General features: G+C 45.6%; 17 protein-coding genes. 8 read left to right on the forward strand and 9 right to left on the reverse strand.

Features of this window, described 5'->3' with window-relative positions; translation table 11 throughout:
• The first annotated feature begins 687 nt into the window (after positions 1-687).
• Entirely contained in the window at positions 688-1,776 is a 1,089-nt protein-coding gene (locus tag ACN0T0_RS18270) for a DNA-binding protein (protein ID WP_417228171.1), read from the forward strand.
• Between the two features lie 383 nt (positions 1,777-2,159).
• Here the strand turns inward: ACN0T0_RS18270 and ACN0T0_RS18275 are convergent, their stop codons facing one another.
• Positions 2,160-3,086 carry a LysR substrate-binding domain-containing protein gene (locus ACN0T0_RS18275; protein ID WP_417228172.1) on the reverse strand — a complete coding sequence of 309 codons (927 nt, stop codon included), beginning with the start codon at positions 3,084-3,086 and terminating at the stop codon, positions 2,160-2,162.
• Positions 3,087-3,250: 164 nt separating this feature from the next.
• Between ACN0T0_RS18275 and ACN0T0_RS18280 the strand changes: the two genes are divergently transcribed.
• From ACN0T0_RS18280 to ACN0T0_RS18310, 7 genes are all read left to right on the forward strand, one after another.
• Complete coding sequence (locus ACN0T0_RS18280) at positions 3,251-3,811, forward strand: TRAP transporter small permease (protein WP_417228173.1); 561 nt, start codon at positions 3,251-3,253, stop codon at positions 3,809-3,811.
• Complete coding sequence (locus ACN0T0_RS18285) at positions 3,804-5,102, forward strand: TRAP transporter large permease (RefSeq protein WP_417228174.1); 1,299 nt, start codon at positions 3,804-3,806, stop codon at positions 5,100-5,102. The genes ACN0T0_RS18280 and ACN0T0_RS18285 overlap by 8 nt, the downstream gene beginning before the upstream one ends.
• 64 nt (positions 5,103-5,166) lie before the next feature.
• A complete protein-coding gene (gene dctP, locus ACN0T0_RS18290; RefSeq protein WP_417228175.1) occupies positions 5,167-6,168 on the forward strand; it encodes a TRAP transporter substrate-binding protein DctP in 1,002 nt (333 codons plus the stop codon).
• A gap of 71 nt (positions 6,169-6,239) precedes the next feature.
• Positions 6,240-7,367, forward strand: coding sequence for an NAD(P)/FAD-dependent oxidoreductase (locus tag ACN0T0_RS18295; RefSeq protein WP_417228176.1), 1,128 nt, complete (start codon positions 6,240-6,242; stop codon positions 7,365-7,367).
• On the forward strand, positions 7,345-7,665 hold the full coding sequence (locus tag ACN0T0_RS18300; RefSeq protein ID WP_417228177.1) for a (2Fe-2S)-binding protein: 321 nt from the start codon (positions 7,345-7,347) through the stop codon (positions 7,663-7,665). Before ACN0T0_RS18295 ends, ACN0T0_RS18300 begins: the two co-directional genes overlap by 23 nt.
• Positions 7,662-9,056: an NAD(P)/FAD-dependent oxidoreductase gene (locus tag ACN0T0_RS18305; RefSeq protein WP_417228178.1), complete on the forward strand. Its 1,395-nt coding sequence runs from the start codon at positions 7,662-7,664 to the stop codon at positions 9,054-9,056. Before ACN0T0_RS18300 ends, ACN0T0_RS18305 begins: the two co-directional genes overlap by 4 nt.
• A gap of 52 nt (positions 9,057-9,108) precedes the next feature.
• Positions 9,109-9,459: a RidA family protein gene (locus ACN0T0_RS18310; protein WP_417228179.1), complete on the forward strand. Its 351-nt coding sequence runs from the start codon at positions 9,109-9,111 to the stop codon at positions 9,457-9,459.
• 299 nt (positions 9,460-9,758) lie between these two features.
• Here ACN0T0_RS18310 and ACN0T0_RS18315 read toward each other — a convergent pair whose 3' ends face one another.
• The 8 genes from ACN0T0_RS18315 to ACN0T0_RS18350 form a co-directional block, all read right to left on the reverse strand.
• Entirely contained in the window at positions 9,759-10,583 is an 825-nt protein-coding gene (locus ACN0T0_RS18315) for a phosphodiesterase (protein ID WP_417228180.1), read from the reverse strand.
• Between the two features lie 22 nt (positions 10,584-10,605).
• Positions 10,606-11,478: an EamA family transporter gene (locus ACN0T0_RS18320; protein WP_417228181.1), complete on the reverse strand. Its 873-nt coding sequence runs from the start codon at positions 11,476-11,478 to the stop codon at positions 10,606-10,608.
• A gap of 179 nt (positions 11,479-11,657) precedes the next feature.
• Entirely contained in the window at positions 11,658-13,145 is a 1,488-nt protein-coding gene (locus tag ACN0T0_RS18325; RefSeq protein WP_417228182.1) for a PLP-dependent aminotransferase family protein, read from the reverse strand.
• Between the two features lie 221 nt (positions 13,146-13,366).
• On the reverse strand, positions 13,367-14,824 hold the full coding sequence (locus ACN0T0_RS18330; RefSeq protein ID WP_417228183.1) for an APC family permease: 1,458 nt from the start codon (positions 14,822-14,824) through the stop codon (positions 13,367-13,369).
• A 26-nt stretch (positions 14,825-14,850) separates the two neighbouring features.
• A complete protein-coding gene (gene dauA, locus ACN0T0_RS18335) occupies positions 14,851-16,572 on the reverse strand; it encodes a C4-dicarboxylic acid transporter DauA (RefSeq protein ID WP_417228184.1) in 1,722 nt (573 codons plus the stop codon).
• Between the two features lie 137 nt (positions 16,573-16,709).
• Positions 16,710-17,879 carry an iron-containing alcohol dehydrogenase gene (locus tag ACN0T0_RS18340; RefSeq protein ID WP_417228185.1) on the reverse strand — a complete coding sequence of 390 codons (1,170 nt, stop codon included), beginning with the start codon at positions 17,877-17,879 and terminating at the stop codon, positions 16,710-16,712.
• Between the two features lie 139 nt (positions 17,880-18,018).
• Entirely contained in the window at positions 18,019-19,404 is a 1,386-nt protein-coding gene (locus ACN0T0_RS18345; protein WP_417228186.1) for an aldehyde dehydrogenase family protein, read from the reverse strand.
• A gap of 64 nt (positions 19,405-19,468) precedes the next feature.
• Entirely contained in the window at positions 19,469-20,332 is an 864-nt protein-coding gene (locus tag ACN0T0_RS18350) for a type 1 glutamine amidotransferase (RefSeq protein ID WP_417228187.1), read from the reverse strand.
• Between the last annotated feature and the right edge of the window lie 64 nt (positions 20,333-20,396).

A 20,396-nucleotide genomic window follows, 5' to 3' on the forward strand; every position in this document is an offset into this window, starting at 1 on the left:
TGGATTTATGCATGTTACGTTCCCATCTATTTTTAAATGGGAACTTCGCATCTCACTTATTTTCAAGCAACGTGTGAGCAGTCAACGCTTACATTAACACTGCATATTAAGTATTTTAACATCCTACATGTGTACCCATGTAGGATGTTATTCGTGCCTATCGGATTCGTGATGGCTTGCAAGTATGTCGTCAAAAACTCATTTATCCTTATCAGCAGCCTTTCGTTTATGTGATTTTTTGAGTGAATATGTAATTGATTTCTTAACTAGTGATAATTTATATTCCCGCTAGTTAAGACTTATTAATAGCCAGATTTTCACATGAAGGTCTGTTTTTATGTTGAAAGTCTTAGAGTTGGGTGTTATTTAACACTGTGCTTGATGTTAAATAACACTGCAGTGATATACACGTGTATGATGTTAAATGATAATTTATTCTTCGATTATTAATTGAATAGTCATGATTTATGATTAACTATGGATGATAGACTTTTGATGGTTTTATAAATTATTCAAGGCATGTTTTTATAATATTTTTAATAAGTGGTTATGGATTTTATTAGTAATGATGTAAATATATTGCTAGATTTTTGTTATATTTTTTAATTTTTTCTTGCATAATGTTATTTTGAATTTATTATTGTGTTTGTAAATAATAAAGGTGTATGTATATGTAGGATGATAATTATGAAATATGAAGGGCTTTCTTCTCGAGATGAAATTAAAATTGTAGCAAGGAGTTTGTTAAAAAAAGGCATAAGACCTTCTCAAAATAATGTAAAAAAAGAGCTTAATAAGAATTCAAGTAATACCACAATTAGCCAAGCTCTTGACGAATTTTGGTTGGATATTTCCAATGAGCTTGAATTAAATGATACTCGGCCAGGGATCCCTGATGAATTATATGAAATGATTCAGAGGTTATGGGTGATGTCTTTAGAATCGGCTAATAAAGTAGCGCAAGATAGAATGGATGAAGCGTTAAAAGTTGAATCTAATGCTTTAGAGCGTGAAGCAAAAGCACAGGAAGAAATAGCTAAGATTTCCTTGAAAAATGATAAGTTAGTAGGGGAACTTGATAAAATGAAGGCTCTTTTAAAAAATGAGAGGGCATCGTCTGCGGATCTAGGCTCACGCTTAGTTATGTCTCAGGAGAGTGTTCGTGATATACAAGCACAGCTTCAGGAAACGATTAAGAGCAATGAAGTTTCTCGTGCAGCAGAAAATCAACGTTTGGACTCATTAATGTCTGAGCAGACTCTGCTTAGAAGTAGGTACGAAGCCCGTGAAACTCAATTAAAGACCGAGTTGGATCAATCTGCTAAAGAGTGTCGGACATTAAATGAATCGCTTATGAGTCGCATAGCGAAAGTTAGTCAGCTGGAAAAATTCGAAGACCTACACGAGCATGAGAAGAGTGAGAATAAAAGGCTCTTAGCACAACAAGATAAACTAACAGATCAGGTTGAAGTGCTTCGTGATCAACTACAAGGCATGAGGGAAGAGATCGAGACACAAAGAAAGGATTTTGAACAACAGCTTAAACAACAGCGAAAATTATTAAGTGATAAGTCAAAAGAGATTGCCGTAGGTGAGGAGAGGCACCTGGTAGAAATAAAAGAGCGGCAGGTCTTAATTGAACAACTTAAGCTTGAGCATTTAACAAGTTGTCAGGAGCTAAAAATTCAGCATGAATTATTGAATGCAGAAATGGTTCAATTAAAAAAACGAGATGAAATAAGCCAGTCGAAAAAAAAGCCAGCAGGCGTTAATTAAGAAATTAAAGTGACCTGAAGAAATGACAGTCTCACCGGTTCGCAAAAGCGGCCAGCTAGGCTTCATTTCCCACACCTAAACAATAAATTGAGGTGTCTCATCTTTATGTTGCGGAAGAGGTTAGGGCACAGCAGTTTCTACCATTACGAGTTGCTGAAAAATTTGATATGCAGTGGAGTCTAGAAGCAGGGTCTACCCCTTGCAAAGTGTTGATCATAGTTAGTAAGTACGATCATTTAGTCTCCCCCCCCTATCAGATCGAAGTGTTGTATCGTCTGGCGCGATGGCTGCTTTTGACGTTTTAACTGTGGTGTAATATCCATGGATCCCGGTAGAAACGGTCTACTGAGGTTGTTTATTGATTGATGCTTAACAAGCTGCTTTTATGCAAGTTTGAACAGATTGTTTGAGTTATCAGAGAGCTCTTTTATGCGTGTTTTTAATAGCTTACTAAAATCCAATGCTAATTGTGATACTGGGCGCGCAGCGGGATAGGTTAGGTTGTAATTGAAGGGTACAAAGTGAGTAAAGGGTTTAACCACTAGGCCTTGTTTGATAAAGCTTATGGCTGTGACTGGATCCACTAGTGAAACTCCTGAACCTGCAAGTACATAGGTACAAGCGATATGCGATACCTGGGTATCAAGTAACATCTTTCTGTTAACTCCAGCCTGCTCAAAAACATCGTCCACCTTATAGCGAACGCTTTGTTCTGTTCCTAATGATATAAATATCTCATCTTCTAAGTCGTGTGGTTCTATACATGCTTTATTTTTAAGGCGGTGGCCTGGCGGTAATATGCAAACTAATTTGCTGCGAGCAAGGGGTTCCGTTTTTATTGCGGGGTCTAAAACGCCGCTGGCAGATAGGCCAATATCGAAATGTTGGGTAGATATCCAGTTTGCTACTTGTTCCGAGCCGCGAACCTGCAGAGTCATTGAAATCCCTTGATTTAATTCCATAAATTCTTGTGATATTCGTGGCACGAACTCATGAGCTAGAGCTGGCATGCAAGCGATCCGCAGTGTCCCTCGGTTAAATGCTCTTAGTTCTTCGGCGGTTCTTGCCAGCTTTTCAATACCGATGAATGAACGTTCTATTTCATCAAACAAAATCTGTGCTTCGGGTGTAGGCACCAATCTTTTTTTCTGCCGCTCAAATAAGGGCACTTTAACTGAGTCTTCAAAATCACCAAGCAGGCGACTCACCGCGGGCTGAGAAATGTAAAGCATCTCTGCCGCTCCGGTGGTGGTGCCTGCAATCATAACCGCTCGGAACGCTTCGACCTGTCTGAAGCTCAATTTAGCCATAGATAACCCCCTTTTAATTAAGTTACAGAATATAACATTATGTTATCAAGTGTCAGTTAATTGGTATTTGATATTATATCATTGATTGGAGATTATGTGATTTCAACATTAAGGGTGCTTTTCCAGAGGCACGAGTCATAGGCTCCAACATAGAGATAATAATTATGGAGACACTGTTTAAGTATATCTTGGCGGTATTGATAAGTACGGTTGCAGGTATGCAATTTGTACAGGTGGTAACGCGTTATGTTTTCGAAACCCCAATTATGGGACTGGAAGAGATAGCAGTTATTCCGACTTTATGGCTTTACATTCTTGGGGCAGTCAATGCTTCTCGAGAAGATACTCAAATTCGTGCGAATGTTTTGGAAATATTCCTCAAAACGGAGCGGGCACGTCATGTTTTACTCATCATTTCTGAGTCCATTAGTTTTGTCATATCAAGCTGGTTGACATATTGGGCTTGGGATTATTTCAAATATGCGATGCGGGTTTCAAAAGAGACGCCGACACTCTATTTGCCAACACTTATCTATGAATCAGCGTTGTTTATCGGTTTGTTGCTGATGACATTCTATGTACTGCTGCATCTTTGCAGGCACATTCGGCGTCTATTCGCAGGAGGAGTTGAAAACGATAAGTTAATCGATCATGAGCATCCTCATACGAGTGAGCTTGATGAATTCGAGTTGCTGGCACCGCAGGAGGATCGTAACAATGGTTGAAGTAGCACTATTAGCATTTGCTGTATTGATTATTTTACTTAGCCTTGGCGTCCCCCTGCCATATTGTTTTGGCGCAGGTTTAATGGTGATGACTCTCATTGGTGAGGCAACATTTAAAGGGATGATGTTATGGGGATTTAGTCAGCTTACCAATCCCGTATTACTGGCAATTCCTCTATTTGTGTTTGCCGGTACGATTATGAGTGTTAGCGGTATAGCGGCAAGCTTGCTTAAATTTGTCAACGTTTTTGTGGGGAGAGTGCGCGGTGGCTTAGGTGTTGTGGCATCGATCAGTTGCGCCATTATTGGGGCGATATCCGGTAGTGGGTTGACCGGTATTGCAGCGATTGGCCCTCTACTGATCCCAGAGATGGAGCGTAAAGGATATCCTCGGGCTTATGCTACGGCATTGATTGCGAACTCTTCGATACTTGGGTTATTGATTCCACCTAGCGTCACAATGATCGTCTATGGCTGGGTTACAGAAACATCAATCTTAGCAAGCTTTTTGGCAACACTGGGGCCTGGGATTTTGATTATGCTTAACTTTGCCATCGTTAACTTGGTTATGGCACGTAAGTTCCCTTTGATATTGGATGAGAAAGTCTCTTTTAGTGAAACCCTTAAATTAGCCGGAAATAATACAGTTTATGCCACGCCAGCGTTGTTGATGCCGGTGATTATTCTTGGCGGTATTTATGGTGGCATCATGACGCCAACAGAAGCCGCGGCAGTGGCTGTAATCTATGCCTTACCCGTTGGGTTTATGATTTATAAAGGACTGACTTGGAAGGCGTTTCTTGAAGCCGGTAAAGAGTCGGCGACGGCCGTTGGGGCAATCCTAATCATGATTTTGTTTAGCTTGATGCTGAGTCAAATTTTCGTGATGGAGGATATTCCTCAAGCGCTGGTTGAGTCGATTTTTGATATCACTCAGGACAAAACATTATTGCTGATATTGGTGACGCTATTTCTATTTGCTATCGGCATGGTGGTAAACGATATCACTGCGATCATTTTGACAGCGCCACTGCTGATGCCTCTGATGAATGCATTGGGGGTAAGTCCTATACAGTTTGCAGCCATTATGGGAGTGACGACTGCGATGGGTGGCGTGACTCCACCGTATGCCAGCATTCTTTATCTCGGTGCACGTATCGGCAAGGTGAAGTTCACCGAAGTGATTAAGCCCGCCATGATTTTATTACTATTTGGTTATCTACCGGTGGTAGCTATGGTGCTGGTCTGGCCTGAACTGTCGGAGTTTATTCCGACAATGCTCGGTTACTAACTAGCTGAATATTGAAGTTTAAAAAACCGTCCATTAGGACAAAAACAAAAAAATGAGGAAAGTTATGTTGACTGCACTATCTAAAAAGCTATTACTTGCCGCGTCTCTATCACTTGCGACTCTTGGCGTTGCTGAAGCTGCAACATTGAAGCTCTCTCATGTGCGGCCGCAGGGCACAGCAATTGATAAAGATGCTACCCAATTTGCCGAAGCGGTGAAAGCTGCAACCGATGGTAAATTGAAAGTAAAGCTATATCCGGCAAATGCCCTAGGTGATTATACTGTTGTTCAGGAGCGTGTGGGATTGGGAGCCATTGATATGGCGGTTCAGCCTATCGCTTCTAGTGTCGATAAGCGTCTGCAAGTCGTTTCTCTGCCATACATGGCTCAAAATTGGGCCGATGCACAAAAGAAATTTGGTCCGAATTCAGTGATGCGTAAGACTGTATCAGGCCTTTATAAAGAACAAGGAATTAAGGTGCTGGGTGCTTGGCCTGTTTATTTTGGTGGTATCGCTTTAAACCAGGCAGTTGAAGGCGCCGCTGATGCCGATGTTAGTAAAGCCGCGAAAGTACGAGTCCCGCCGATCAAGGTTTTCCAGCTGTTGGCCGATAATTTAGGCTATATCGCCTCACCATTACCGTTTTCAGAGGCTTTTACTGCAGTACAGACAGGAGTTGTCGATGGTGTAATTGGCTCGGGTGCAGAGGGGTACTACGCGTCTTTCCGTGATGTCACTAAATACTATGTACCGATCAACACTCACTTTGAGGTGTGGTATCTGCTGATTAACGAAGAACGCTTTCATGATTTAGATGGGGATCAGCAAGAGGCTTTAGGTAAGGCTGCCATGGTGTTTGAAAACCGTCGTTGGGCGACTGCAGAAGCAGATCAGAAAGCTAATGAGCAACGTTTGCAAGAGGCTGGCGCCACAATCGTCCCAGTTTCTCCTGAGCAGATGGCTGCCGCTGCTGAAAAAGTTAAACAGAATGTATGGCCTGTCATTGTTAATGATATTGGTAAAGAGTGGGCTGAAAAAATTCTCAAAGCAGCATTAGCTGAATAATACTGTTTTACCGGCTAGGTATTCGTCTAGCCGGTCTTTTAATTGAAAACCTCTTTTTCTGGAGAAAACATATGACGGAGAGTGTGCGGGATAACCGTAGGAACTCTGATATAGCTGTCATTGGTGGAGGCCTTGTTGGTTTGTGTGTAGCGTTAGGCATACAACGGCAGGGGCGACAGGTTACGGTGTTCGATGAGGGCGATCTTGCTTTACGCGCATCACGAGGCAATTTCGGCTTAGTTTGGGTGCAGGGGAAGGGAGATAACCTACCTGAATATGCGCAAATGACTCGCCTATCAGCCAAGCTTTGGTCTGACTTAGCAGAGGATTTGACACAGCATACTGGGATTGACATTCAATTACAGCAACGGGGAGGCTTATTTGTCTGTTTAACAGAATCTGAATTACAGAGTCGGAAACAGATGTTACAAACTATGGCTGCAGAGCATGCCGAGGGTTACCCCTTTGAGGTGCTTGATCTGCAGCAATTGCGCGAGATGATGCCTGATATTGGACCTACGATTGCTGGGGCTACATGGGGGCCGGAAGATGGACATGTCAACCCACTTTATTTAATGCGTGCTTTGGTCAATCGGTTTGAATCACTGGGTGGTGAGTTGGTCAATGCTGGTCAGGTGAATAGCATTAAGCCGCAACAAGGGCAGTTTGTTCTAAAAACTCAACAGGGTGATTTTAGTTGCAATAAAGTGGTTTTGGCGGCGGGCTTGGGTAATAAGGATCTGGGGCCAATGGTGGGTATTGACGCCCCAGTTGTGCCAAACCGAGGCCAAGTTTTGATTGCTGAGCGGGTGCGGCCCTTTTTAAATTATCCTACCGGGCATGTTCGTCAGACAGTTGAAGGTACCGTACAGTGCGGCGATTCAAAGGAGGATGTTGGTTTCGATACAGGAACGACAACTGATGTGCTAGCACAGATTGCCCACCGTGCAGTAACCATGTTTCCTTTGTTGAGAGAGGTGAACTTGATTCGCTCTTGGGGTGCTCTGCGTATTATGACGCCAGATGGGAGTCCTATTTACCAACAATCCGAGCAATATCCCGGAGCATACCTGGTTACCTGCCATAGTGGCGTGACCCTTGCTGCCGCTCATGCTGGACCAATTGCGGACTGGATTGCTACTGGTGTTGAGCCTGCTTTAGATTTGGAGAAGTTTCATGGCAGCAGATTTAAGCTTTAAACGTTTGCCTTGTAATGAAAGGGCAGAAGTTGAGATTATTGTTGAGGGACAAAAAGTGACTGCCCTCGAGGGGGAAAGTGTTGCTGCAGCAGTATTGCATGCGGGCCTTAGACCCACCCGCAAAACACCGGTGAGTGATGCCAGTCGAGCTCCCTATTGCATGATGGGCGTGTGTTTTGAATGTCTGATGAATATCAATGGAAAACCCAATACTCAGGCTTGTATGACAGAAGTGCATGAGGGGATGGTAATTACTATTCAACAAGGTACTCGAGAACTATTTGGAGAAACTCGATGACAGTTGAGCAGCAATACGATTTAGTGATTATTGGCGCGGGACCGGCGGGAATGGCTGGTGCTCATGAGGCTGCTGTGGCTGGGCTCAAAACACTGATAGTGGATGAGCAATCAGGTGCAGGTGGACAAATATACAGAAATATTGGCCAACCAATATTACAGAATCGTTCTATTCTTGGTCAGGATTATTATGTTGGTGAGTCGCTGCTAGCTGGATTGGCTCATACATTGATCACTCATATTGCCAATGCGACGGTCTGGGAAGTCGCCAATCATACTTTATACTTCTCCGTGGCCGGTGAAACTCGTCAGGTTCGTTTTAATAAGTTGCTGTTAGCGACCGGAGCGCAAGAACGTCCAGTGCCATTTTCTGGTTGGACTTTACCCGGTGTAATGACCTGTGGTGCCGCTCAAATACTATTGAAATCATCGGGTCTGACACCAGCGGGTCCGCTGGTGATAGCGGGCAGTGGTCCGTTATTATTGTTGATTGCTTGTCAGTTGATCAGGGCAGGGGTTAGCCTTGCTGCGATCGTTGATACAACCCCTATCAGTAACTACAAGAGGGCGCTGAAGGAGATAAAAGGCGCGGTAAAAGGTTGGCGGTATCTTCTGAAAGGCATGCGAATGCTTAAGGAGATCCGCGCTAGTGGTGTGAAATATTATAAGTATGCAAAGGAGCTAAGTGCTGAAGCTGACAGTGATGGTAACCTTAAATCCATTAGCTTTGGTAAAGGGAAAACTCGACATCAAGTAGATTGCCGGACTCTATTGGTACACCAAGGTGTCATTCCTAATACTCAATTAGGCCGGGCGCTTGGGTTAACGCATCAGTGGGATGACATCCAGCAGTGCTGGAAACCGGCACTTTCTGAAAACGGCAGTAGTAATCGTCCTGATATTTTTGTAGCAGGTGACTCAGGCGGAATTGGTGGGGCTATCGTGGCAGAGATTCAAGGTCGTATTGTTGCGAATGAAATAGCGAAACAATTAAATCACACGAAAAACGTTGTTAGCCGAATTACACAATTACGAGTCGAATTAGCAGACCAACTGGCCATCCGTCCGTTTTTAGATCATCTTTACCGTCCTTTGGATATGTTTCTGCGGCCGCAAGGTGAAACGATTGTGTGTCGTTGCGAAGAGATAAGCGCTGCTGAAATTCGCGGCCTTGCTAAAAAAGGCTGTATCGGGCCTAACCAGACTAAAGCGTTTTGTCGCTCCGGTATGGGGCCTTGTCAAGGGCGTCAGTGTGGTTCAGCGGTTGCCGCACTGCTGGCCGATGAGTTGGATAAAACCCCGGCACAAGTGGGTTATTACACTATTCGTTTTCCGATAAAACCGGTGACATTAGGCGAACTGGCTAGTTTGAACCAAACTGATTCAAACTAGCCATAAACCACTTATACAAATTAATAAAATTGAAAAGTTGAGATTTAAAATTATGACGATTGAACGCCACCAAACTGCAACCCGTATGAGTAAAATTGTGGTTCATAATAATACGGCTTACTTATGCGGCCAGGTTACAGAAGATCGCAGTGCAGGGATTACGGTGCAAACACAAACAATGCTGAAGAAAGTCGATGATCTATTGATATCGGTAGGTAGTAGCGCGGAAAAAATCTTATCAGCAACCATCTATATTAAAGATATGGCACTGTTTGCAGAGATGAATGCGGTATGGGATAGCTGGATTCCCGCAGGCCATGCACCGGCGAGAGCTTGTGTTCAAGCATCAATGGCTAGCCCTGAGTTATTAGTCGAAATATCAGTGATTGCCGCCATCGATTGAATCAGTTGCTGATTAATAGATGTGGTTTTAAGCGTTATTCGTTACGTTTTTAGATGGGCAGCTATATAAAGCCGAAGGGTTTTATGACATCTGGCAGATATCGTTACTTATGTAACTGCTGTTAGCGGCTGTTCACTTTCTCTTTATTAAATCCTAAACCCGACATTGAGTGCCGTGATTTATACAAAAAAAAGCCTGCGTTAGGCGCAGGCTAGGGAACGTTTCCCTTAAGTGGATGGTAAGGTGCCCATCCATAGATCCTAGTGACGGGAGTCAGAACTAGGACCGAACCGTGAACATTAAGGGGTGCTTTTTGGCGGCGTTGGCACACCTTCGGTGACTCCACCGGGGTAATCACCAATAAATGTTAGATGCGAAACCAGTCCCGTGTTCTCAGACCAGTAAAAGAGTCTGCAGATACCAGGTTCAAATACTGGATCGATATCGGGTACTTCATCCATTAATAGATCGTAGGAAAACGCTGAACTACCGGTGACAAATAGTAAGGTATCCGCCCAATTTACCGTGGCGTCACGATGCAAGTGCCCACAGGCTATGGCTTTTACTTGTCGGTGTTGTTCGATTATCTGCTTCATCTTATCGCCATTTTTGCAATTCATCGCATCCATATAAGGATATTGAACTGGCGCAGGAGGGTGGTGCATAAATATTAAAGTTGGTTTGTTCGGTTGTTCACTTAGGGTTTGTTCTAGCCACTGTAATCGTTCATTACAAAGTAGACCGTGATGCTGACCTGGATCGAGAGTATCTAATGCAATCAATCTTAATGGCAATTCTTCGATCGTGTAGTTAAGAAAGTTACTATTGCTCTGCAGATAGCCGTGATCAGAAAATATATCTCGAACCCGCTGGCGGTGATCATGGTTTCCCGGAACGATCAGGTATGGCATTTTTAGAGTATCAAGTGCTGCTTTCGTACGAATATAATCCTCTTCTCTTCCGTGGTTGGATATGTCGCCGGTGATGACAACTAAATCAGGTTGCGCATCTAGAGCGTTAATGTGGTCGACTGCTTCTAGTAGGCGATGATATAGGTCAATTGGGCCTGCAGTGGTTTCAATGATACGTCCGACATGAAAATCGGTAATTTGTGCAATTAGCATAAGTTTTCCCGCCTATGATTAATCAAACGCCAGACTGCGCTAGAAGAAAAATTGAGAAAGCAGCGCAACCGACAGCTGCTAGTTTGCGTTTGGTTATATGTTCCATTTTCATCATCACAGAAACCGCCATCGCAACAATAAAGCTCATATTGGCGATAGGAACCAGTACGCTGGCCTCTCCCCGCTCTAAGGCGGCGATAAGGAAGTTGACGATCATAAAAATGAGTACCCCGGATAAAGCAGAGTAACGCAATTTATCTAGGGAGATACGGACACGCTTTTCTCGTATTAAGGCATAAAGAAAGCCGCCGATGATCCAGCAAATTGAAGAGATCAGCATCATCGTGGCAGGCTGAGCACCTTCAGATATTCCGGCTTTGGAGATAACGCCATAACTTGCACGAACGATAGCTGCTAGCATTGCGACTACGAGGAATACTCGCGCCATGCTTGCCGCCTCATCAAGAGAAACATGTTTGTTACGTTTATAGAGAATTAAGACGCCAATAACGCCGCACAGAACCCCCGCACCTTTCATCCAGCCGAGAGACTCACTGAGGAAGATAAATGAAAACACAACCACGCCAATGGTATTTAGACGGTAGATAGTAGACCCGAGACTGACATCCAAATGCGTAAGGCTTTCCAATAACAGAATATTGGCTAAAGCAACGGCGATACCTGCTGCAATGCCGTAATACAATGTGGCTTCATTCAATATGATTGCTTGGTCATTAACCACGAACATCGTTAGCTGTAACATTGTCCAGATAATGCCAATACCACAGATATACATGCCCCGGGAACGTTCTTTTCCACAATACTTCTTGAAGACTACGTCGCTAAAGCCTGCTGCTAATAGGCTAAGTAACGCAAAAAATACACCACTAGTCATGGGCTTTGTATCCTTTGATCTTATTGTCAAATAGGTTGATTAAGTGGTCCCACTGGGACTTACTGTGAATCTAGATTAAGGAGAATAGCGGTTAGCTTAAATGTCCAATAAATAGATTGTCATAAGGCCGCTTTGTCTGAGCATGTAGGGTAGTGCCGACACCTAATGTGTCGGTTCGGCTATAGCATACTTCGAATGGCGTCTGCTAAAAGGGAGGCTGCTGCGGGCATCGATTCCGGGTCCACGCAGCTGAAACCAATGAGCAGCCCTGGTGGTTGAATGCTGTTTACGCAGTAGATTGATAAAGGAATGACATCGACGCCAAATTCTCTAGCGCGGATACTTACAGCGCGGTCGTCGAGATGCTCTGGCAGCCAGCCTATTAGGTGCATACCTGAATTTGAGGGGGCTGGTTTTATTAGACCCTGGCAGTATTGCTCTAAAACGTCGAGCAACGCCTGTTGGCGTTCAAAGTAGAGGTTGCGCATCTTGCGTATATGAGCAGTGAAGTAACCTTCACTGATAACGTCAGCCAGAATCGCTTGGGGCATGGTTGGTGCGGCCCGGTCGAGTAAGCTGTAAACGTTAGCAAAGCTTTCAATCAGAGGTTTGGGTACAACGAGGTATGCCAGCCTGAGTGAAGGAAACAGTACTTTACTAAAGGTACCTATATATATTACGTGGTTGTATTCATCTAGACCTTGCATGGCGGTTAATGGGCGGTCTTTAAAGCGAAACTCACTATCGTAGTCATCTTCAATTAGCCATGCACCTGTCTTATAAGCCAGTTGTAGTAACTCTAATCGACGGGAGAGACTGGTTGTTATGCCAAGTGGGTGTTGGTGAGAAGGAGTCACCATAATCATTTTAGGCTGGGCTTCGAGGCTCAAGCCTGCTTTTATATCGATACCTTCATGGTCTAAGGGGACCGGTACTATACGCGCTCCGGCACCTTGCATTACTTGGCGGGCGGCGATATGACCCGGGTCTTCAACCCAAGCGCTATCACCCTCATCCATTAGCGCCCATGTACAGAGGCAGAACGCTTGTTGTGCACCACTGACGACCAGTACTTGTTCTTCATCACAGTTCACCCCACGGGCATCGCGCAAGTAAGCAGCGATCTCTTGACGTAAAGGTAAGTATCCACGCGGATCGCCATAGTTGAGCATGTGGCTGCGAGCCCGACGCCAGTGCTTACCGGATATTCGCGTCCAGGTTTGAATTGGAAACTGATCTAGGGCGGGTGTTCCTGGATGGAATGGTCGAGGCGTTTGGTGATGGACTATCTTATCGCGGGGCTGTAGCGCCCGTCCCCGATCTGATATTCGGCCCCGCAGTTTTTTATCGCTGTTGACGGGAGTGATGTTAGGTTGGTCGGGAGAGAGGTCGCAGGAGTTTAAGTGTGCAACAAAGGTTCCTGAGCCTGTTTTTGCTTCAAGATAACCTTCTGCGATCAGTTGCTCATAAGTGTTTTGCACGGTCAGGCGAGAGACGCTCAAGGTCGTTGCTAATTCACGAGTTGAAGGTAGCTGTGTGCCCGTTTTCAATTGGCCGGAAAGAATCGCTTCGCGTAATTGTGTCCCAAGTTGACGAAACTTGGGTATAGCTGAATCCTGAGATAGTTGGATCATTGATAATAAAGCGCTACGAGAATATCGAGCCATGTCATGTTCCTGTTATTTACTTTAGCGTGCGGCTATCCCTGTTATGTCTTTAATTTATGGTGACTTATAACGTTTATGTCTTGGTCATTTTTACTTAGTGTACTCGATTCGAAAGATATAGAAACATGTTGAGTGTTCTTTAATATGTATTCTATGATTTGAATATATGTAGGGAAAAAAGGGCCAGAACTTGTCGTGAAAGTGCTGGCCCACTGGTCACATTACCGAGCTAACACAGCCTCTTTTTCTTCTTCCTGAGAGAGTGTGTGGTTTGAATTAATCTCAGCGTCTAAGATCGCTTTCACTTCACTTTCACTGTGTTGTGCAGATGTCATGATATAAAGAATTACCCCGAAAAGAGTCCAACCGAGAACAATAGCCCATTCAGGCGGAGTCAGAGCTGCAGGGCTGCCCGGTAGATACAAGGTACCAATGCCTGCAGACAAAACAACAGCTGACCAGCCAACCAGTTTCCCCATAGGGACGCGGAAAGGGCGTTTCATTTCAGGTGCTTTTTTCCTCAAAATTAGAAAACTGAAAGCAACAAGGGCATAGGCGACGATGATGCCAAGTCCGCCAGCGTCGACTAACCAAACCATTGATTTTCTACCCATTAATGGTGCTAATGTGCTGATAATTCCGATTAAGATAATGGCATTTACTGGGGTGTTATAAACAGGGTGTAGTTTGGCAAGAAAAGAGGGAAGCATACGGGCGCGTGCCATAGCATAAATAGCACGACTGCCACCAACATAGAAGGCATTCCAGCTAGTCACGATGCCGCCTAGGCCGGCCAGAACAATTAACTTTCCACCCCAAGTCGCACCTACGAGAGCAGACATTGCATCAGCCACTGGAAGGCTTGAATGCTTTAATTCTTCGGTGTCTAGTGCGACAGCGACGGACAGGGTGATAAATGCGTACCAGCATGTAGCGATGATCACGGATACGATGAGAATCTTACCTATCTCTTTATAGGGAAGGTCGATCTCTTCTGCTGCCTGTGGAATAACGTCAAAACCGATGAACATGAGCGGTACCATGACGATGACACCCATAATGCCTTTATAACCTTCGGTAAATAATGGGTCGGCCTTGGCGGTATCGCCTTCAAGTAGTGCGCCTGACATTAGCATTGCACCGGCGATTAAAATGAGAATAGTAACCACTTTTTGAAACAGCGCGGCACTTTTTACTCCGCGGTAGTTTATCCACATCATAACGATTGAACCGACGATGCCGACGAGAACCCAGGTGGCGTACACATCCCAGCCGGCAACGGTATATAAGTAGCCGACTTTATAATGGGGGAAGATATATTCCAGCACCGTAGGCAATGCAACGGCTTCAAATGCAATCACTGATATGTATCCGAGTAGCATCGCCCAAGTACATATGAAGGACCATTTAACACCCATGGCTCGATAGCTGTACACATGTTCGCCACCGGTAATCGGCATGGCGGAAGCAAGCTCTGCATAGGTCAAACCGATAAGAATGACCGCGACGCCCCCGATTATAAAAGCACTAAAAGCCCCCAACGCACCTGCTGAAAGTACCCAGTTACCAGCCAAGGCGACCCAGCCCCAGCCGATCATGGCACCAAAGGCGAGTGCCATAACGTCTTGCCGACCCAGTACGCGTTTAAGCGAACCTGAGTTTTGCTTAGATGAATTCATAATGTCTCCAGTTAAGTTATTATAATTTATGTAGCTATATTGAGATTGAATTTTTCTAGACTGCTTTCTAACGAGGGCTCAAACAGTAGCCAGTGCTGTTTTGGCGCAATACCGGCTAGCTTTAAAGCTTTACTCGGTTGAGGTTGTAAGTCGGTGAGTATGAGACGAATGTTGCGATGACGCATTTCTTGGATTACTGCTTCAAGGCAGGTAACACCGGTTGCATCGATGATAGGCACGGCCTCTAGATAAAAAATAATGGTGTCTAGTTTGCGATCCATCATCAGTACGCTTTGTAACGTTCTTTCAGCGCCAGCAAAGAATAAGGGGCCTGAAAATTTCAAGACACAGACATTATCAGGTAGGTCATAGGGCAGACTCGGACTCTTCTGCTTTAACTCTCTTACCTCTACGGTAGTGTCCATTCTGCGGATGAAAATCAGAGCGCCTAGCACAATACCAATCCCCACGGCGGCCACCATATTGACTGTTACGGTCAATAATAAGGTGGTGAGCAACAGAGCTTTGTCCCCTCTGGACGATATTCTTAATAAGCGCAGTAGATGTGGCAGTTCGCTCATATTCCAAGCGATCATCAGTAATAATGCGGAGAGTGCTGACATCGGTAAATATGATAACAACGGAGCTAGGTACAGAATGCCCAGCAGTACCACTGCTGCATGTATAACAGCTGATAATGGGGAGCAGGCGCCTGCCTTATAGTTAGCAACGGTTCGTGCTATAGCGGCTGTGGCGGTAATGCCGCCAAAAAATGGGGCTATGATATTGCCTAATCCCTGACCAACCAACTCACTGTTTGCATGATGACGATGGCCGCTCATTCCGTCAGAGATAACAGCGCACAGCAGAGACTCAATGGCGCCTAATAGGGCGATAGCAAGTGCGGGTATAAACAATTGCTGCAATAGGGATAAGCTGAGTTCGAGTGGCTGGCCGTCTGGGCCGGGTAAATCCCAAGGAAAGAGAAAAGAGGGGGCTAAAGGAGGGATTCCGGGTAAGGTTTTCCCTTGATCTTGATAGCTGAATAATGTGCCTATCGTGGCAATGTCACTGCCATTACTACTTAGCCATTGCGCAACGGTAACGCCTGCCGCTAGGGCAAAAAGATGCCCCGGGATACGTAAGGGTAAGCGGGGCCAGATAACCAATACTGCTAGGGTGGTTAATCCTATTAATAGGTCACTGCTGTTGTAGCTTGGAAGCGCCTGCCACAGTGTAATAATTTTATCGATATATCCCGCAGGCATGTATGCGATATTCAGGCCGGCAAAATCTTTTATCTGTAAGGTCGCGATAACGATGGCGATGCCCGCGGTAAAACCGATAACGACGGGGGCCGGGATAAATTCGATTAATTTCCCCATCCGAGCAAGGCCCATCAGCAACATCATCATGCCTGCCATGATTGTCGCTATCAATAAGCCGGCAATGCCAAATTGCTGTGTGACCGGGTAAAGAATGACAACAAATGCTGCTGTTGGTCCGGAAATACTAAGACGGCTGCCGCCGGTTAAAGCAATGACCAAGCCTGCGACCACGCAAGTATAGAGTCCATATTGGGGCGGCACACCACTGGCAATTGCCAGTGCCATTGCGAGTGGAATCGCTATGATACCGACGGTAATACCGGCGACTAGATCCCGGCGTAGATGGGACACGCTATAGTCGGCTGCAATTGACTGACGCAAGCCAGCTGCAAACGGTATCTGTAAAAGCCAGTTCAGCATAGAAAACTCCGAAGCTTGATGTAATACAAACGAGTAAAAACACTATTGCTAGGGTTGGCTGCTCCTCCCGGGGAACGCTATTACGCGTAGAGCTGAATAAAGCTCCTTAGTATGGGAGAGGCAGCCAGAACGGTTCTTTATAAATCTCCTCTGATGGCGGCAGTAAAGATGGCGCTATATTGATCGGCAGTGAACGGAATAGGGTTGCCTCCGGCGCTTGGGTCTTCACTGGCCATTTGACCTACTTTGACGGCATCGTAGCTATTGATACCGATTTCCGATAAAGAGTGTGGGATACCTAGACGTTCGCGCATTTCAAGCACCCAATTAAGGAAACCATTAAATGAAGCATCTTCCAGTCCCATGTAGCGGGCACATCGTTCGATTCGTTCATCAATCGCATGGCGATTTGCTTTGAGTACATATGGCATCAGGATAGCGTTGAGCATTCCGTGATGAGCGTCGTATAGTGCGCCCAGTGGATGAGCTAGGGCATGCATGCCACCTAGTCCTTTTTGAAACGCGGTGGCGCCCATTGCCGAGGCAACAATCATTTGCATACGTGCTTCTATGTCATGACCATCGCTGGTGGCACGTGGTAGATATTCCTGTACCAGTCGAATACCTTCGATTGCAATGCCTTCAGCCATTGGGTGATAAAAAGGTGAGCAGAGTGCTTCTAGGTTATGTGACAGAGCGTCCATACCGGTTGCTGCGGTGATATTAGAAGGCAATCCGACAGTCAGTTGTGGGTCAAGAATGACGACTGACGGTAACATCTTAGGGTGAAATATAATCCGTTTGATGTGATTTACATCATCGGTAATGACCGATGCTCGACCCACTTCAGAACCCGTACCGGCGGTGGTTGGTACGGCGACAATGGGGGCAACACCTTCTTCTTTTACATGAGTCCAATTATCGCCGACATCTTCAAAGCTCCATAGAGGTAAGTCTTGGCCTACCATAAGAGCTACCGCTTTAGCCGCATCCAGCCCGGAACCACCGCCAAAAGCAATGACGCCATCATGGTTACCCTTTTTATAAGCGTCAACGCCATCCATAACATTCTGCCCGGTTGGGTTACCTTTAATGTTACTGAATAGCTCACAGCGCAAGTCAGCATTGCGGCAACTGGCTACTGCATCGGCGATCATTGGCAGTGCGGCTAGGCCTGGATCCGTAATCAGTAACGGTGCTTTCATGCCTAGGCCTTTACAGACGTCTGCGAGTTCCGTGATACGTCCAGCTCCGGCACGGATGCTGTTTGGATAGTTCCAGTTACCATTAAGGTTTGCATATGTCATTTTTGTGCTCCAAAAGTTTGGCTGTGTTAGCAGCCCCGCTTATTCATTATTGTTTTACTGGAGTTAGGCACTCCGGTTTAGATTTGCCGATTGTTGTTAGGCGAAAAGCGTTACCGCCTAACAAGTCATCGGGTGCTGTTTAGTTTTTAATATGAAAGGACTTCGGGCGGGTCAGTGATTCGAAGCCCAACTTGGATAAAGTACAGCCGCGGCCTGAGTTCTTAATCCCCGTCCAGGCGAGGGCAGGATCAAGATAATCACAGCGGTTAATGAAAAAAGTGCCGGTTTCAACTTGTTCGCCCAGCTCTGTTGCATAAGCAACATCTCGGGTGAAAATTGATGCTGTGAGACCGAATTCAGAGTCATTCATCAAGGCAATAGCTTCTTCGTCACTAGTGACTTTCTGAATCCCAACGACCGGGCCAAAGGATTCTTCTGTCATTACCCGCATATCATGGTTGACGTTAGTGAGTATTTGCGGAGCAAGGTAAGCTGTACCTGGCTGATCCATCTCGAAAGTATCGGGTGAGATTTGTGCAATCGCCCCTTTTTCAACTGCATCGGCAATCTGTTCTCGAACGAAGTCAGCGGCAGCGGCGCGTACCACCGGACCTAACGTTGTGTCAGGATCATCCGAACGGCCCAGCTTGTACTGTTTGACCAATGCGACGGCTTTAGCCACAAAGTCATCATAAATAAATGCATCGACGTAGATGCGTTCGATACCGCAGCAAGATTGCCCTGAGTTAAAGAAGGCCCCATCAATTGTCGTTTCTACCGCGTAATCAAGATTCGCATCGGCACGGACATAGGCTGGATCTTTTCCGCCAAGCTCAAGTCCGACGCCGATAAAGCGTCCAGCAGCAGCCTGCTCCACCATGGCTCCACCAGGCACTGAACCTGTAAATGCAACGTAGTTAACTTCTTCTGCTTGAATAACGCTCTCAGTATCAGCATGACTAATATGTAGGTATTGGAAAACACCTTCAGGTAAGCCAGCCGCAACAAACGCTTCGGCAATACGCTCGGCACACAGTGGGGTTTGAGCTGAATGTTTCAGCACGACGGTGTTACCTGCCAGAATTGCCGGCATGATGGCGTTGATCGCGGTCAGGTATGGATAATTCCAAGGAGCAATAACAAATACCACACCAAGTGCTTCACGTTTTATGTAGCGCTTAAATCCGGCTTTTTCAGGCACGGTTACCGGCTGCAGTGCTTCTTCTGCCACCTCTATCATATAGCGTGCACGTTCTTCGAAGCCGCCGACTTCGCCTGCGGCATAACGGATGGGTCGGCCCATCATCCAGCAAAGTTCTTCACCGATTTGTTCTTTATTGCTGGCAAATGCATCGACGGCTTTGCTGCAGATCGCTTGTCGTTCAGCTAATGAAACTTTTTTCCAAGCCTTTTGGGCTTGTTGCGCTCGTTGTAGAGCTGAACGTATTTGCGTTTGATCGGCGTATTCACGTTCAACATAAACTGATCCGTCGATAGGAGATAGGGTACGTAGTTTATCGCTCATATTCATATTCTCATTACTATTATTGAGTCAGGTTTTTATTGTTGAGTCGTCGTTTGAATTAGCATCAAAGGTTTGATTTCATGCGTGGCAAGACAAGCTCGGTAATCCAGTTACGAACTTCTGTCTGGCGAACTTCTTCATGGGTCAGATCTGTGCTGATACCTAAGCGCCATGCGATATCTTTACGTTCTGGATGGGTATAGAGCGTTTCTAAATCTTCGACAAAGAGTTCTGCATCTTGAAGTGAATCAAAGAAACCAAAGCCGGCAAGGCGTTCACGCCGGGCATAACACAAGCGGGCAAGTTCATGCAGGTTATATTCTGGATGATATTGAGTAGCCCAAAAGGTACCCTTTTTATGGGTAACGCTGACCGCTTGGACGCGGGTGTAATCATTTCCAGCGAGAATCTGTGCGCCGGGAGGGAGGTGGGTAATTTCATCATAATGACTGATAAAACCATCAAATACTGTTTTCTTGTCGCGATATAGCGGATGACCACGACCGGTTTCAGTTAGGCTGATATTTCGAGCAATACCGAACTCTATGCCATCGGGATGGGCTGCACACTGACCACCTGCTGCAGTTACGGCCACCTGAGCTGCCCAGCAACTTCCGAATTGAGGAATACCCGCTGCAAATGCTAGTTGGGCTAGCTCAATCTGACGGGTCACCTGTGGTACATCCTCATAAATAGTTAAGCTTGAGCCCGTCCAGGCTATACCGTCGTAGGTGTTAAGTTGATCGATATTTGGCAGTTCATTATCTAAGTCGGCGATATAAAGAATTTCAGTGGTTGCCCCTTCTGCTACGTGCTTTAGTAGCTGACTGTAGAGTTGTGATGCGTTAGATGCCCCGTATTGGCCAAGCTCTTCGCGAGCTGCTTTCGGGTAGGCCTCTACGACCAGAAAGGATGGTTTGTTAGTCATGGGTCATCTCCTAATTTTTTGCCGTAGTCGTTTTATTATCAAAGCCCGATATCGAAACCCGGGT

Source organism: Amphritea sp. (assembly GCF_048266285.1).
Classification (GTDB): domain Bacteria; phylum Pseudomonadota; class Gammaproteobacteria; order Pseudomonadales; family Balneatricaceae; genus Amphritea.

What these genes read in the sequence shown, in the direction of transcription:
- ACN0T0_RS18270 (WP_417228171.1), top strand. Translation starts at nt 688, where the DNA reads ATGAAATATGAAGGGCTTTCTTCTCGAGATGAAATTAAAATTGTAGCA.
- ACN0T0_RS18275 (WP_417228172.1), bottom strand. Translation starts at nt 3,086, where the DNA reads ATGGCTAAATTGAGCTTCAGACAGGTCGAAGCGTTCCGAGCGGTTATG.
- ACN0T0_RS18280 (WP_417228173.1), top strand. Translation starts at nt 3,251, where the DNA reads ATGGAGACACTGTTTAAGTATATCTTGGCGGTATTGATAAGTACGGTT.
- ACN0T0_RS18285 (WP_417228174.1), top strand. Translation starts at nt 3,804, where the DNA reads ATGGTTGAAGTAGCACTATTAGCATTTGCTGTATTGATTATTTTACTT.
- dctP (WP_417228175.1), top strand. Translation starts at nt 5,167, where the DNA reads ATGTTGACTGCACTATCTAAAAAGCTATTACTTGCCGCGTCTCTATCA.
- ACN0T0_RS18295 (WP_417228176.1), top strand. Translation starts at nt 6,240, where the DNA reads ATGACGGAGAGTGTGCGGGATAACCGTAGGAACTCTGATATAGCTGTC.
- ACN0T0_RS18300 (WP_417228177.1), top strand. Translation starts at nt 7,345, where the DNA reads ATGGCAGCAGATTTAAGCTTTAAACGTTTGCCTTGTAATGAAAGGGCA.
- ACN0T0_RS18305 (WP_417228178.1), top strand. Translation starts at nt 7,662, where the DNA reads ATGACAGTTGAGCAGCAATACGATTTAGTGATTATTGGCGCGGGACCG.
- ACN0T0_RS18310 (WP_417228179.1), top strand. Translation starts at nt 9,109, where the DNA reads ATGACGATTGAACGCCACCAAACTGCAACCCGTATGAGTAAAATTGTG.
- ACN0T0_RS18315 (WP_417228180.1), bottom strand. Translation starts at nt 10,583, where the DNA reads ATGCTAATTGCACAAATTACCGATTTTCATGTCGGACGTATCATTGAA.
- ACN0T0_RS18320 (WP_417228181.1), bottom strand. Translation starts at nt 11,478, where the DNA reads ATGACTAGTGGTGTATTTTTTGCGTTACTTAGCCTATTAGCAGCAGGC.
- ACN0T0_RS18325 (WP_417228182.1), bottom strand. Translation starts at nt 13,145, where the DNA reads ATGGCTCGATATTCTCGTAGCGCTTTATTATCAATGATCCAACTATCT.
- ACN0T0_RS18330 (WP_417228183.1), bottom strand. Translation starts at nt 14,824, where the DNA reads ATGAATTCATCTAAGCAAAACTCAGGTTCGCTTAAACGCGTACTGGGT.
- dauA (WP_417228184.1), bottom strand. Translation starts at nt 16,572, where the DNA reads ATGCTGAACTGGCTTTTACAGATACCGTTTGCAGCTGGCTTGCGTCAG.
- ACN0T0_RS18340 (WP_417228185.1), bottom strand. Translation starts at nt 17,879, where the DNA reads ATGACATATGCAAACCTTAATGGTAACTGGAACTATCCAAACAGCATC.
- ACN0T0_RS18345 (WP_417228186.1), bottom strand. Translation starts at nt 19,404, where the DNA reads ATGAGCGATAAACTACGTACCCTATCTCCTATCGACGGATCAGTTTAT.
- ACN0T0_RS18350 (WP_417228187.1), bottom strand. Translation starts at nt 20,332, where the DNA reads ATGACTAACAAACCATCCTTTCTGGTCGTAGAGGCCTACCCGAAAGCA.